The sequence below is a fragment of the Enterococcus sp. genome, assembly GCF_022711995.1.
Taxonomy (GTDB): domain Bacteria; phylum Bacillota; class Bacilli; order Lactobacillales; family Enterococcaceae; genus Enterococcus_D.
Window position 1 is genome coordinate 13,643 of the sequence record NZ_JALAHI010000087.1, and the last position, 13,483, is coordinate 27,125.

Annotated in this window: 16 protein-coding genes; all 16 read left to right on the forward strand. The window is 41.5% G+C overall.

Going from position 1 to position 13,483, the window contains the following annotated elements; all coding sequences use genetic code 11:
- The first annotated feature begins 65 nt into the window (after positions 1-65).
- The 16 genes from Q0A12_RS08760 (at position 66) to Q0A12_RS08835 (ending at position 13,238) form a co-directional block, all read left to right on the forward strand.
- The gene (locus Q0A12_RS08760; protein ID WP_002345864.1) at positions 66-413 is read left to right on the forward strand and encodes a BMC domain-containing protein; all 348 of its coding nucleotides are present in this window, start codon (positions 66-68) and stop codon (positions 411-413) included.
- A 28-nt stretch (positions 414-441) separates the two neighbouring features.
- Complete coding sequence (locus tag Q0A12_RS08765) at positions 442-1,014, forward strand: response regulator (protein ID WP_291292273.1); 573 nt, start codon at positions 442-444, stop codon at positions 1,012-1,014.
- A complete protein-coding gene (locus Q0A12_RS08770) occupies positions 1,015-2,448 on the forward strand; it encodes a sensor histidine kinase (protein WP_291292274.1) in 1,434 nt (477 codons plus the stop codon).
- A gap of 66 nt (positions 2,449-2,514) precedes the next feature.
- On the forward strand, positions 2,515-3,957 hold the full coding sequence (eutA, locus tag Q0A12_RS08775; RefSeq protein WP_291292275.1) for an ethanolamine ammonia-lyase reactivating factor EutA: 1,443 nt from the start codon (positions 2,515-2,517) through the stop codon (positions 3,955-3,957).
- A 17-nt stretch (positions 3,958-3,974) separates the two neighbouring features.
- Complete coding sequence (locus Q0A12_RS08780) at positions 3,975-5,339, forward strand: ethanolamine ammonia-lyase subunit EutB (RefSeq protein WP_291292276.1); 1,365 nt, start codon at positions 3,975-3,977, stop codon at positions 5,337-5,339.
- A 17-nt stretch (positions 5,340-5,356) separates the two neighbouring features.
- On the forward strand, positions 5,357-6,262 hold the full coding sequence (eutC, locus tag Q0A12_RS08785) for an ethanolamine ammonia-lyase subunit EutC (protein WP_291292277.1): 906 nt from the start codon (positions 5,357-5,359) through the stop codon (positions 6,260-6,262).
- A 12-nt stretch (positions 6,263-6,274) separates the two neighbouring features.
- Positions 6,275-6,928, forward strand: coding sequence for an ethanolamine utilization microcompartment protein EutL (gene eutL / locus Q0A12_RS08790; protein ID WP_291292278.1), 654 nt, complete (start codon positions 6,275-6,277; stop codon positions 6,926-6,928).
- A gap of 13 nt (positions 6,929-6,941) precedes the next feature.
- A complete protein-coding gene (locus Q0A12_RS08795) occupies positions 6,942-7,637 on the forward strand; it encodes a BMC domain-containing protein (protein WP_291292279.1) in 696 nt (231 codons plus the stop codon).
- A complete protein-coding gene (locus tag Q0A12_RS08800; RefSeq protein ID WP_291292280.1) occupies positions 7,628-9,100 on the forward strand; it encodes an acetaldehyde dehydrogenase (acetylating) in 1,473 nt (490 codons plus the stop codon). Before Q0A12_RS08795 ends, Q0A12_RS08800 begins: the two co-directional genes overlap by 10 nt.
- 123 nt (positions 9,101-9,223) lie before the next feature.
- Positions 9,224-9,511: an ethanolamine utilization microcompartment protein EutM gene (eutM, locus tag Q0A12_RS08805; protein WP_002345855.1), complete on the forward strand. Its 288-nt coding sequence runs from the start codon at positions 9,224-9,226 to the stop codon at positions 9,509-9,511.
- A 68-nt stretch (positions 9,512-9,579) separates the two neighbouring features.
- On the forward strand, positions 9,580-10,143 hold the full coding sequence (locus Q0A12_RS08810; RefSeq protein WP_291292281.1) for a hypothetical protein: 564 nt from the start codon (positions 9,580-9,582) through the stop codon (positions 10,141-10,143).
- Between the two features lie 3 nt (positions 10,144-10,146).
- The gene (gene eutD / locus Q0A12_RS08815) at positions 10,147-10,779 is read left to right on the forward strand and encodes an ethanolamine utilization phosphate acetyltransferase EutD (RefSeq protein WP_291292282.1); all 633 of its coding nucleotides are present in this window, start codon (positions 10,147-10,149) and stop codon (positions 10,777-10,779) included.
- Positions 10,780-10,793: 14 nt separating this feature from the next.
- Positions 10,794-11,414, forward strand: a complete 621-nt coding sequence (locus Q0A12_RS08820; protein WP_291292283.1) for an ethanolamine utilization protein — start codon at positions 10,794-10,796, stop codon at positions 11,412-11,414.
- Positions 11,405-11,668, forward strand: a complete 264-nt coding sequence (locus tag Q0A12_RS08825; protein WP_142434828.1) for a EutN/CcmL family microcompartment protein — start codon at positions 11,405-11,407, stop codon at positions 11,666-11,668. The genes Q0A12_RS08820 and Q0A12_RS08825 overlap by 10 nt, the downstream gene beginning before the upstream one ends.
- A 13-nt stretch (positions 11,669-11,681) precedes the next feature.
- Positions 11,682-12,782, forward strand: coding sequence for an ethanolamine utilization protein EutH (eutH, locus tag Q0A12_RS08830; RefSeq protein WP_291292284.1), 1,101 nt, complete (start codon positions 11,682-11,684; stop codon positions 12,780-12,782).
- A 12-nt stretch (positions 12,783-12,794) separates the two neighbouring features.
- Positions 12,795-13,238: an ethanolamine utilization protein EutQ gene (locus Q0A12_RS08835; RefSeq protein ID WP_291292285.1), complete on the forward strand. Its 444-nt coding sequence runs from the start codon at positions 12,795-12,797 to the stop codon at positions 13,236-13,238.
- Positions 13,239-13,483 lie beyond the last annotated feature (245 nt).

Genomic DNA, 13,483 nt, shown 5'->3' on the forward strand with positions numbered 1-13,483 from the left:
AAAGTGGTATCTTTACGTTTTTTATTGAGGATTTTTTATTTGCTAAATTAAGGGAGCGAGTCTTGTTGGAAGAAAAACAACGAATGATTCAAGAATATGTTCCTGGTAAACAAGTCACGTTAGCGCATATCATTGCAAGTCCTAACAAAGAAATTTATACTAAGTTGGGTTTGCCTGAAGGAACCAGCAATGCGCTAGGAATTTTAACGATCACCCCCAGTGAAGCAGCAATCATCGCAGTAGATATTGCAACGAAAAGCGGGGATATCCAAATCGGTTTCATCGATCGGTTTTCTGGCTCGGTCGTTATTTCAGGAGATGTTAGTTCGGTTGAGGCGGCTTTGCAGGCAGTGATCGAAGGATTGCAACAAATCTTAAATTTCTCCGTAACTTGTAAGATCACTAGAACATAGTCTCGAATGGACAAGGGCGTGAAAGAGAATGGATGGACGAATTGTAATAGTCGATGATGAACCTATTACGAGATTGGATATTCGTGATATTGTGGCAGAAGCAGGGTATGAAGTGGTCGGTGAAGCAGCAGATGGATTTGAAGCGATTGAAGTTTGTAAAAAGACATGTCCTGATTTAGTGATCATGGACATTCAAATGCCAATTTTAGATGGTTTAAAAGCTGGTAAGAAAATCGTCCAAGACCGGCTAGCCAGTAGTATTGTCTTTTTATCCGCCTACAGCGATGTCCAGAATACGGAAAAGGCAAAGAAACTAGGTGCGCTAGGTTATTTGGTCAAGCCGTTAGATGAAAAGTCTTTGATACCTACAATTGAAATGAGTATTGAACGAGGCAGACAGACGCAATCCTTACTCAGCCAAATCGATAAGCTAAGTTTGAAATTGGAAGAACGAAAAATTATCGAAAAAGCGAAAGGAATCCTTGTGAAAGAGAATCATATTACTGAAGAGGAAGCCTATCAAATGTTAAGGACATTGAGTATGAATAAGCGAGCACGGATGGGTGAAATAGCTGAACTAATTGTAATGGATGATGAGTAAATGAAACGATTAGCGCAATTATGCAGACAATATACCAATCTTTCTGAATCAGATATCAAAGAATTGCAACGAACTGCTAGTTATCTTACATCCAGTGCGTTGTACCAAAGCGCGGATGTCTTCATCGACGTGTACAAAGAGATGTCGCAGCAAGCACTGGTCGTTTACCATAAACCACCTAGCACAACGGACTCTTTATATAGCGGTGATGTGGTTGGCATGGAAGCCTTACTAGAAAACGAACCCGGTGTGTTGCGAACGATGCAGACAAGTTTAAATAGCATCGGCTTGCTGGCTGTCACACAAGAAAATCGGTTGATCAAGCAAAATATCTATCCGATTCGGAATGAACATCAAACGATCGGCGTGATAATCGTTGAAATTGCGGCAGATGGAGAGATTCAAGCAGATCTTCAAAAGGAAGAGCTGAATCATTGCCATCTAGCGAAAGTTGCAAAATCAACCAGTCAAGTGGATGCGTTGTTTATTGATCAACTAGCCGAAGCAGTCTTGATCTTTGACGCAGCGGGTCATCTATTGATCACCAATAATAATGCACAAGAATTGTATCGAAAATTGGGTTATCGCAATAATATCATTGGCATGAGCTATGATAATTTGTCCATTGATTACACAACTTTTGAATATGTACTTTATCAAATGAGGTATAAAGTCAGTAATCATCCCATCGAAAACAACACGACCTATCTGAATTATTACTTTAAGATCCGCAAAGTCTGGTTGGAATCAGAAGCGCAATTAGTGATGATTATTCAGGACGACACGGAATTTAAAGAGAAAGAAGCAGAAATCATCTCCAAGTCGGTGGCGATTCGTGAGATTCATCACCGGGTGAAGAATAATTTGCAGTCTGTTGTTTCTTTATTGCGTATTCAAGAACGGAGAACACAGAGCTCAGAAGCAAAAAAGGTCCTTCATGAAAGTGTGAACCGAATCATGGCCATCGCGGCCACCCATGAATTGCTGTCCAAACAGGTCAAAGACGACGTGGCATTACGGCAAACATTGGAAGCAGTGATGTACAATTTTCGGCATCTTTTTCAAGGATCCCAATCATTAGAAATGACCATGGATGTTGATCCGGCTATCATGGTTTCCAGTGAGCAAATGGTGACGATCTCTTTGATCGTCAACGAACTGCTGCAAAATATTTTCGATCATGCGTTTGATTCACCAGCTAGCGGCATTGTGAAAGTGATTGGAACATTAGATAACAAAATGATTACTATCACAGTGATGGACAACGGTAAAGGCTATGATGTGAATCAAAAGAATGAGAATAGTTTGGGCTTAATGATCGTAAAAAGCTATGTTAAGGACAAACTAAAGGGAAAAATTACGATAGAATCAAATGAACAGGGGACCAAAACCTGTTTCTATTTCGAACAGAACACCAGTGATGTTGTTCAGTGATTAAGCAAAGGCGCTTAAAGAAAAGTAGAAAGAAATTTTCTACAAATTCTTTAGGCGCCTTTTTGTATGCAAAGGAGGGTAACTATGTCTAAGGAGACACTCTTAACGGTTGGGATCGATTTGGGGACATCCACAACGCAGCTTGTATTGTCGGAATTAACGGTTGAAAACTTTGCTTCGGCTTTTACAGTTCCCCGAATCTCCATCTCTGATAAAAAAGTCATTTATCGGAGTGATATCATCTTTACACCTTTATTGAATCAGACAGAGATTGATGCAGAACCGATCAATGAATTTGTTGCGGAACAGTATCGCAAAGCTGGGATTAACAAGCAAGATATCCAGATGGGTGCCGTGATCATCACCGGTGAAACCGCCAGAAAGGCTAATGCGAATAAAGTTTTAAACGCATTAAGCGGGTATGCTGGGGATTTTGTCGTCGCAACAGCAGGTCCAGACCTAGAAAGCATTATTGCTGGAAAAGGAGCAGGCGCCCAATCGTTTTCGGAGAGCAAACGAAAACCAGTCGTTAATTTGGATATCGGTGGTGGAACGACCAATTTAGCTGTTTTTAAAGATGGCGAGGTCATAGACACAGCTTGCTTTGATATTGGCGGTCGGTTGATCAAAGTCGATAAACAGCAGCGGGTCACTTATCTCGCACCAAAAATCCAAGAAATAATCAAGAAAAAAGAGCTTTCTCTAACCATTGGGGATCAGGTGACGGAAGCAACCCTCAAGCCGATTCTTTTAGAACTTGTTCATGTCTTGGAAAATAGTGTGGGCTTAGGAGAAAAAAATCCGTTCTTTGATTTATTAGTGACCAATCATCCCCTCAGAAGGAATGAAGAAATCCCGCTTGTCACATTTTCCGGTGGCGTGGCGGACTGCTTTGTTGCCGAAGAAAAGGAGCCATTCAAATTCGGCGACATCGGCTTGCTGTTAGGGAAATATCTCCGTCAGTCGCTGATTTTTTCGGAAAAAGAAGTGCTTCAAAGCAATGAAACGATTCGTGCTACGGTGGTTGGCGCAGGCTCCCATACGGCTGAAATCAGTGGCAGTACCATTGCTTATCGCGAACAGATTTTACCTATCAAAAATATCCCTATTTTGAAGTTAGCCAAAGAAGATGAAGAATTGGCGGTTGCCGAATTGAGTGAACGGATTCGAGAAAAACTCAATTGGCATACAACGGAAGGGACACCTCAAGTGGCTTTGGCCATCAGAGGGGATAGAAATCCAACTTTTGACGACATTCAGCGCTATGGAAAAGGAATCTTGGCAGGTTTGGACAGTCTAGTGAAAGCAGCCATTCCCATCATCGTTATGGTGGATGAAGATATGGCTAAAGCTTTGGGCCATGCGCTAAGTGCCAACTTGCCTCCAGAATATCCTTTCATCTGTATTGACTCTGTCAAGGTGGAAAATGGCGACTATGTGGACATCGGCCTACCAGTTGCAGAAGGTGCAGTCCTGCCTGTAATTGTTAAGACATTAGTATTTAATTAAAAAGGAGCGACACTGAAATGATTTTAAAAACCAAGTTATTTGGCAATGTATACCAATTTACGTCAGTGAAAGAAGTATTAGCCAAAGCCAATGAAGAAAAATCTGGTGACAAACTAGCTGGCGTTGCAGCAAATTCTGCAGAGGAACGGGTAGCCGCCAAAGTTGTCCTAGCTGAGCTGACATTAAATGATTTGTTTAATCATCCTGTTGTCGATTATGACGAAGATGAAGTAACACGTATTATTATCGATCAAGTCAATATGCGAATTTTTGAAAGCATCAAACATTGGACAGTTGCTGAATTACGGGAGTTCATCTTGTCTTCGGAAACGACCGATTTTGACATCAAACGTATTTCTCGCGGCTTGACTTCAGAAATGATTGCCGCTGTATGTAAGTTAATGTCGAATATGGATTTGATCGTCGGTGCCAAAAAGATTCGGATCGAAAAAACTGCCAACACGACGATTGGTCGTCCAGGCACATTCTCCAGCCGGTTACAGCCAAATCACCCAACAGATAATGTAGACGGCATTATGGCTTCTGTTATGGAAGGACTTTCTTATGGCGCAGGGGATGCCTTAATTGGATTGAATCCGGTCGATGACTCCACAGAAAGTGTCAAACGCATTCTGAATAAATTTGAAGAATTTCGGAGTGAATGGGAAATCCCAACACAAACCTGTGTTTTAGCTCATGTGACCACACAAATGGAAGCTATTCGCCAAGGGGCACCTACCGGATTAGTCTTCCAGTCCATTGCTGGTTCTGAAAAAGGAAATACCGCATTTGGCTTAAATGCCGCTATGTTGGAAGAAGCACAAGATTTGGCATTACACAGTGGACAAGCAGCTGGACCAAATGTGATGTATTTTGAAACCGGACAAGGTTCCGAACTTTCTTCAGAAGCAAACTTCGGTGCTGACCAAGTAACGATGGAAGCACGTTGTTATGGATTAGCGAAAAAATTCGATCCTTACATCGTCAATACAGTAGTTGGGTTCATCGGACCTGAATATTTATATGATTCAAAACAAGTGATCCGCGCTGGATTGGAAGATCACTTTATGGGGAAATTGACCGGCATCTCAATGGGTTGTGATGTATGTTACACCAACCATATGAAAGCTGATCAAAATGACATGGAAAATCTGGCCATGTTGCTGGCAACTGCCGGTTGTACCTATATCATGGGAATCCCTCATGGCGATGATGTCATGTTGAATTATCAAACAACAGGCTTCCATGAAACAGCTACGATTCGTGAAACCTTAGGATTACGTCCAATCAAAGAATTTGAGGAATGGATGGAAAAAATGGGCTTTATGGAAAATGGCAAGTTAACCAGCCGTGCTGGTGATGCATCTGTATTCATTAAATAATTGAGGTGAGTAGACGAATGAATGAAAAAGAATTAAAAGAAATGATCGCTGGCATTTTGTCAGAATTGGTCGCTGATGATCAGGCAGTTCCCACAGCTGTGACGACAGAAGAAAAACCAGCAAGTCATGTGACAGAAACCGCTGAAATAGAAGCAGGAATGATTCCTGATATTACAGAAGTTGATTTACGGAAACAATTATTGCTAAAACATGCGGAAGATCCAGAAGGATTATTGAAGATGAAAGCTTACACCCCGGCGAGACTAGGGGTTGGACGTACAGGAACCCGCTACTTGACTCCTTCAACATTGCGTTTTCGTGCGGACCATGCAGCAGCACAAGATGCGGTCTTTTCAGATGTCAGTGAAGAGTTAGTGAAAGAAATGGGTTTTATCGCTACAAAAACGATTTGTACAAGTAAAGATGAATACCTTACACGACCTGATTACGGGCGGCAATTCGATGAAGAAAACTGTGAGATCATTCGCAAAAATACAACACCGAAAGCAAAAGTACAGATGGTTGTTGGTGATGGATTAAGTTCAGCTGCAATCGAAGCCAATGTCAAAGAAGCTTTGCCTGCCATTAAACAAGGATTGAAAATGTATGGATTAGATTTCGATCAAGTCTTATTCGTCAAATATTGTCGCGTTCCAGCAATGGATAAAATTGGTGAAATCACAGATGCTGATGTTGTTTGTTTATTAGTAGGCGAACGTCCAGGATTGGTAACCGCGGAGTCGATGAGTGCCTATATTGCGTATAAGCCAACTGTCGGTATGCCAGAAGCCCGGCGCACAGTGATCTCAAACATTCACCGCGGGGGTACACCAGCGGTGGAAGCAGGGGCTTATATTGCTGAAGTCATCAAAAAAATGCTCGACAAGAAAAAATCGGGTATTGATTTGAAAGAAGCAGAGTAAAGGAGGAAGGTTATGAAAAATGATCGTTTAGGTGCCAACGTATTAAGCATGAAAGTCATTCCCAATGTGGATCCAGCTTTGGCCAAAGAATTATCGTTAAAGCCAGAACATCGATCCCTAGGAATTGTGACTTCTGATTGTGATGATGTAACATACGTTGCATTAGATGAAGCAACAAAAGCGGCGGATGTCGAAGTTGTTTACGGAAAGAGTATGTATGCGGGAGCCGGAAATGCATCAACGAAACTTGCCGGTGAAGTAATCGGTATCATTGCCGGACCCAGTCCAGCAGAAATCAATAGTGGACTAAGTGTGATCACACAAGTCATTGAAGAAGAGGCAAGTTTTTATAGTGCCAATGACGACGATAGCATCGTATATTTTGCGCATGTTGTTTCCAGAACAGGCAGCTTTCTTTCGGAACAAGCCAATGTTCCAGAAGGGGAAGCGATCGCCTATCTGATTGCACCGCCGTTAGAAGCGATGGTTGCTCTGGATGCTGCGATGAAGGCTGCTGATGTACAAATGGGCGTCTTTTATGGGCCACCATCTGAAACAAATTTTGGTGGTGCGTTGCTGACAGGGAGTCAATCTGCCTGTAAAGCTGCTTGTAGTGCATTTGAACAGGTAGTTCAAACTATTGCCGATAATCCATTGAGTTATTAAGGATGTGTAGCAGATGAAAGCATTAGGAATGGTCGAGGTGCGGGGCTTCTTAGGCGCCATCAGTGTAGCAGATGCAGCCCTAAAAGCGGCCGATGTCACATTGTTAAAAGCGGAAATTATTCATGGTGGTCTAACAACCGTCGAAGTTGTTGGTGATGTGGCAGCCGTCAATGCAGCAGTAGAGGTGGGTGTTGAAGTGGCTAAGGAGCTGAATTGCTTAATAGCCCACCACGTCATTTCTCGAGTGGATGCCCAAACAGAAATTATTTTGTCTGATTTAGAACCAAAAACAGAATCAAAATCAGAAGCAAAACCAGAACCAGAATCAAAGACAGAATCGCAAACAGAATCAAAGACAGAACCAAAGACAGTATCAGAAACAGACTCAATATCAGATCTACAACCACAAACAGCATCTAAAGAGACACTGGCAGACACTGAATCAGAAGCAAAAGCGATACCAGAGCCTAAAGATAAGTCAGAGGCAGTGCTATCAGTCCCAGATATTGAAGCATCAGACAAAGCACCCGTTGTTGATGCCGCTCAATTAAAAGAACTACAAAGTAAGCGAGTAGTAGATTTACGCAAACAAGCATACAAAATGAATTTGAGCACATTAAAGAAAAGTGAAATCAAATTAGCAAACAAAGAATCGCTGATCCAAGCAATTATGGCAGAAATAGAAAGAAGTGAAGACGAGTGGAATTAGTAGATAAAGATTTACGTTCCATCCAAGAAACAAGAAATTTGATCAGAAAAGCCAAGGAAGCCCAACAAGAGTTAGCAACATTCTCGCAAAAACAAATCGACGCAATCGTAAAAGCTGTGTCTGAGGCGACCTTTGCCCAACGAGAAAAACTAGCGAAAATGGCCCATGAAGAAACAGGTTTCGGTATTTATGAGGACAAGATCATCAAAAATGCCTTTGCTTCAAAAGTCGTTTATGACGAGCTAAAAGATAAAGCAACTGTGGGCGTGATTCATGATGATGCGGCTAAAAAGGTCACTGAGATCGCGGTACCAGTAGGTGTGATTGCTGGACTTATTCCTTCGACCAATCCTACGTCAACAGTCATTTATAAAGCGCTGATTTCCTTAAAAGCAGCAAATAGCATTGTGTTTTCACCCCATCCCAATGCACTAAAATCGATCATTGCCACCGTTGAGATCATTCAACAAGCAGCTATAGCAGCAGGTGCCCCTGAAGGCTGTGTCTCGGTCATTCAAACACCTACCATGCAAGTAACAAGTGAATTGATGAAAAATAGCGATACGAACTTAATCTTGGCAACTGGCGGCAATGCGATGGTCAAAGCTGCGTATTCCTCTGGAACACCCGCAATCGGAGTGGGTCCTGGGAATGGTCCAGCCTATATTGAACGGAGCGCTAATATTCCTCATGCGGTTAAGCAAATCATGGACTCTAAGACATTTGATAATGGCACCATTTGTGCTTCTGAACAATCCATTATTGTAGAAAATGTCAATCGTGAAGCGGTCAAAGAAGAATTGATCAAGCAAGGGGCTTATTTCTTGAGTGCAGAGGAAGCGGATAAGTTAGCTAAATTTATCTTACGGCCAAACGGAACAATGAATCCACAAATCGTTGGTCGCTCGGTTCAACATATCGCCTCTCTAGTAGGTCTGGCTATTCCAAATGATCGTCGTTTGATTGTGGCTGAAGAAACTCACGTTGGGTTGAAGTATCCATTTTCAAGAGAAAAATTGGCACCAATCATCGCTTTTTATACAGTGGAGAATTGGGAAGCTGCTTGTGCTTTATCGATTGAGATCCTCAAAGGTGAAGGCGCAGGCCATACAATGGGCATCCACACGGAAAACAAGGAAGTCATTCGAGAATTTGGTGCCAAAAAACCAGTGTCTCGCTTGCTTGTCAATACCTCTGGAACACTAGGTGGGATTGGCGCATCAACGAATTTAGTACCAGCATTGACGCTGGGCTGCGGCGCTGTTGGAGGAAGTTCAACTTCAGACAATATTGGTGTTGAAAATCTATTCAATTTGCGTAGAGTTGCTTACGGTGTTCGTGACTTAGAGGATATTCGTCGAGAATTTGGTCAAACAACGACGCCACAAAACACGGATGCAACGAACAATAAAGAGGAATTGGTCAATGCGATCGTTGCTCAAGTAATGGCACGTCTTAAATAAGGTGCCTCAATAAGAAAAACGATAAACAAGATAACTTTTGGATTTAGAATTTGAGACTGAAATCCATTTATGAATGGTCTCGAATTTTTAAAAATAAAACAAACATTTTAGGAGGAAAATATAATGTCAAGTACAAACGCTTTAGGAATGATCGAAACTCGTGGTTTAGTAGGTGCTGTAGAAGCAGCAGATGCAATGGTCAAAGCAGCAAATGTAACATTGATTGGGAAAGAACAAGTTGGTGGCGGATTAGTTACTGTCATGGTTCGTGGAGATGTCGGTGCTGTCAAAGCAGCAACAGATGCTGGTGCTGCCGCTGCTGAACGAGTAGGAGAATTGCTATCTGTTCACGTTATCCCTCGTCCACATACAGAAGTTGATGCTATTTTACCGCATGCTGTAACTGAATGATCATCTTAAATGTTCGGGGCAGAAGTGATCATGGCTTCTGTCCCAAACATTAAGTGAGGAGGGGTGTTATGACAGTCATTACCGAAGATGAACTTCGCAAAAAAATACTTAGAAAAGAGTTACAAGAAGGGATGGATCTCATTATTCCTTCAGGAAGTCTGTTGACGCCAGCTGCAAAAAGTTATTTGCGTGAGCATCATATTACTAGTGTAACGACAAATACTAAGAAAAGAGCTAACCTTCGTCCGCTTCGGACCTCCTCGATCAAAACAAATTCACTATCACGAAAGATAGAATATGAAATCCAGCACTTGAAGCATCTCCTTTATTTTCCTATGTTGAGAGATGACACGTTTCCTGCAGAACTATGGCTGTACTTTGAGAAACAACAAGCTTGGTTGGAGCATATCATTCAAGGAAAATTCTCGGTGATTGAACAAGCGATTGATCAAGAGCAAGTAGTGATAGAGAGCAGTCAGCGAAGACAATGGGATTATTCTTCAAAGGAAATCCAACTTCAATTGGACAAGATCCTATTCTTGTTCGAAGAACAGCCTGATAAACGCTATCAGTATTTCCAAGAATGGGCGGATGCGTTGATCCAAACAATGACTGTAGTAAAACTGAACTAGGAGATGAACACATTGGATTCAATCAATGAAATTGTTGAAGAAGTTATCAAACGAATTCAACTACAAAATCACACATTTGAAGTAGAAGCTTCTGGACGCCACGTCCATTTGTCTCGTCGAGAAATCGATCATTTATTTGGACCAGGGTATCAGTTAACGAAAGTAAAAGATTTATCACAACCTGGTCAATATGTATGTAAAGAACGAATCACTGTTGCAGGACCCAAAGGACTGTTCCAAAATGTCGTGATTCTAGGCCCTGAACGTAAGGAAGCACAAGTAGAAGTATCAATGACAGATACCCGAATTTTAGGTATTAACGCGCCTGTTAGAGAAAGTGGAAAGATTGAAGGAACACCAGGAGTGACATTGATGAATGGCGCAACGACTGTTTCACTAGATCGCGGATTGATCGTGGCAAAACGCCACATCCATATGACACCAGAAGATGCACTGGCAAACAATGTGACTAACGGACAAATCGTCCAAGTAAAAGTATTAGGCACACGACCATTGATTTTTGATGATGTGGTGATACGTGTCAGTCCTCATTTCGCGACGTATATGCATATTGATTATGACGAAGCAAACGCTTGTGGTTTATCAAAAGGTGTTCTTGGTTACATCATTAAGTAAGAGGAGGTTGGACAATGAAAGTTTCTGAAATAGAAGAACTGGTTCAACAAATTACTGATCGTATCTGTCAGCAACTTCCAAAGCCTACCCTTTCTCTTGCTTTTTCGCAAGAGAAAAAAGATATCCCTGCCGAATTATATGACCAGTTTCCCACTGTTCAGTGGCGAATCGGTGAAGATCAAGAGTCAGCTGGAATGATTGTGAAACAATTAACGATTTCTCAAATGTCCAGTATTGCTTTACTGCAAGAAAACGATCGATTGACCCAAAGAATACTTTCATTTTTGTTCCAAGGAAAGCCGATTCTTGTTTTAGAAACTTTGCCAGCGATTCCAAAAGAAACACCGCTTAAATATCAAGTGAAAAAAACAATCCAAGAATATCGCGACAAATGTCAGCAGTTTGGTCTGACATTCTATCGTTCGTCGCAAGACTATACTGATTTTTGGAAAGCCTGTCAGAAAAAATCTGTGCCTAAGGCATTGCCTAAGCGGACCTTCATCACCGAAAAACAATTGAAAAAAATGATAGAATACCGCATTCCTCCAATAAAGAATGCGCAATTGACACCATTAGCACAAGACTATGCGCGCACTCAAAAGTTGCTTATAAAGGGGGAAAAAGCATGCTTTTAGGAAAAGTTACCGGCAGTTTGTGGTCTACAAGAAAAGACGAGAAGTTAAACGGCTGGAAATTTATGATGGTAGACATTTTGAATCAAGAAGAACAAAAACAAGGCTTTATTATTGCAGCGGATAATGCTGGCGCAGGAATTGGCGACAAAGTATTGATCAGTCAAGGCAATGCTGCTCGAATTTCTGCTGAAAATCCAGAAGTACCCATTGATGCAATGATCGTTGGCGTCATCGATACTGCAGAGGAAGAATAAGGAGGTTGAATCTATGAGCATTAATGAAATTATTATGTATATTATGGTTCTTTTTATGATCATTGGAGGCATTGATAAATGCATCGGGAATAAATTAGGACTCGGAAAACAATTTGAAGAAGGCATCATGGCGATGGGGTCTTTAGCGTTATCCATGGTGGGGATCATCACGTTAGCCCCAGTCCTGGCGAATCTTTTAAGTCCTATCGTTGTTCCCGTCTATGAATTGCTAGGTGCTGATCCGGCAATGTTCGCGACAACACTACTAGCAAATGATATGGGGGGATTTGCTCTAGCACAGCAACTAGCAAATGATCCTCAAGCAGGCTTATTTGCTGGAGCGATTCTTGGCGCTATGATGGGACCAACGATTGTTTTCACCATTCCTGTTGCGTTAGGGATTATTCAAAAAGAAGATCAACAGTTTTTAGCCACAGGGGTGTTAAGTGGAATTATTACCATTCCTTTCGGCTTATTGGCCGGTGGTTTAACCGCAGGAATGCCAATGTCTATGATCCTTCCTAATTTGCTGCCTATCATTATCGTTGCCGCTTTGATTATCTTGGGATTATGGTTGGCACCAAACGGCATGATCAAAGGCTTCCAAATTTTTGGCCAAGGTGTTGTCATCGTGGCGATTATCGGTTTGATTGTCGGAGCAATCCAGTTACTTGTGGGAATTACGGTCATTCCTGGCATTACACCTGTTACAGAAGGGATCGAAGTCGTAGGAAGTATCGCATTGACTTTAGCCGGTGCTTTTTGTTTAGTTGCAGTGATTACAAAAGTGTTCAATAAACCACTAATGAAATTAGGAAAAGTTTTAGGGATGAACGAAGTGGCTGCTGCCGGTATGGTAGCTACCTTGGCAAATAATATTCCTATGTTCCAAATGTTAAAAGACATGGATAATCGTGGAAAAATCATCAACATTGCGTTTGCTGTTTCGGCTTCTTTTGTTTTAGGTGATCACCTAGGCTTTACGGCTGGCGTAGCAAAAGAAATGATTTTCCCAATGATCGTCGGTAAGTTAGTTGCAGGCATAACAGCTATTTTTGTCGCAATTTTCATGGCGAATCGCATGTTAGGTAAACCAGGATCTGAAACAAAATAATGAGGTGAAATAATGACAGAATTTAATCGCAAAATGATCGAAACACTGGTTCGGCAAATCGTAACGGAACAATTGATGCCAACAAAACAGGTGGATCCCAGTGGTGTTGCAGCAATCAAGCTACCAGAGATCACTGTTTCCGAAGAAGATCGTCTAGATACAGGCAACCCCAACGATATGGTTTATACAAAGGATCTATTCTCACTCGAAGAAAGTCCCCGTCTAGGCTGTGGCTTGATGGTGATGAAAGAAACTACCTTTGATTGGACCCTCGATTATGATGAAATCGACTATGTCATTTCTGGCAAACTAGATATCATTATTGATGGACGGAAAGTTTCTGCCAATGCCGGTGAGCTCATTTTGATTCCTAAAAATAGCAAAATACAATTTTCAGTCCCAGAAGAAGCGCGCTTTGTTTATGTCACTTTCCCAGCAGACTGGCAGAATCAATAAATTTTAGTAGGGAACAATACAACCTGTTTCCAGTGAATCGTTAACCCATAGGAGGTGTTCCTTTTGATAATAGGAATACCTTTTTTTGTACAATGATTTGTCAAATCAAGGCAATACTAAAAAATTATACAAAAGCGTTTGTTATTTTCAATTATGATATAATCTATTCAAAGAATAATTGATGGAGAAGGTCATTAAATGAAAACAAGAATCGCTTTATTATCAGATATTCATGGGAATATAAC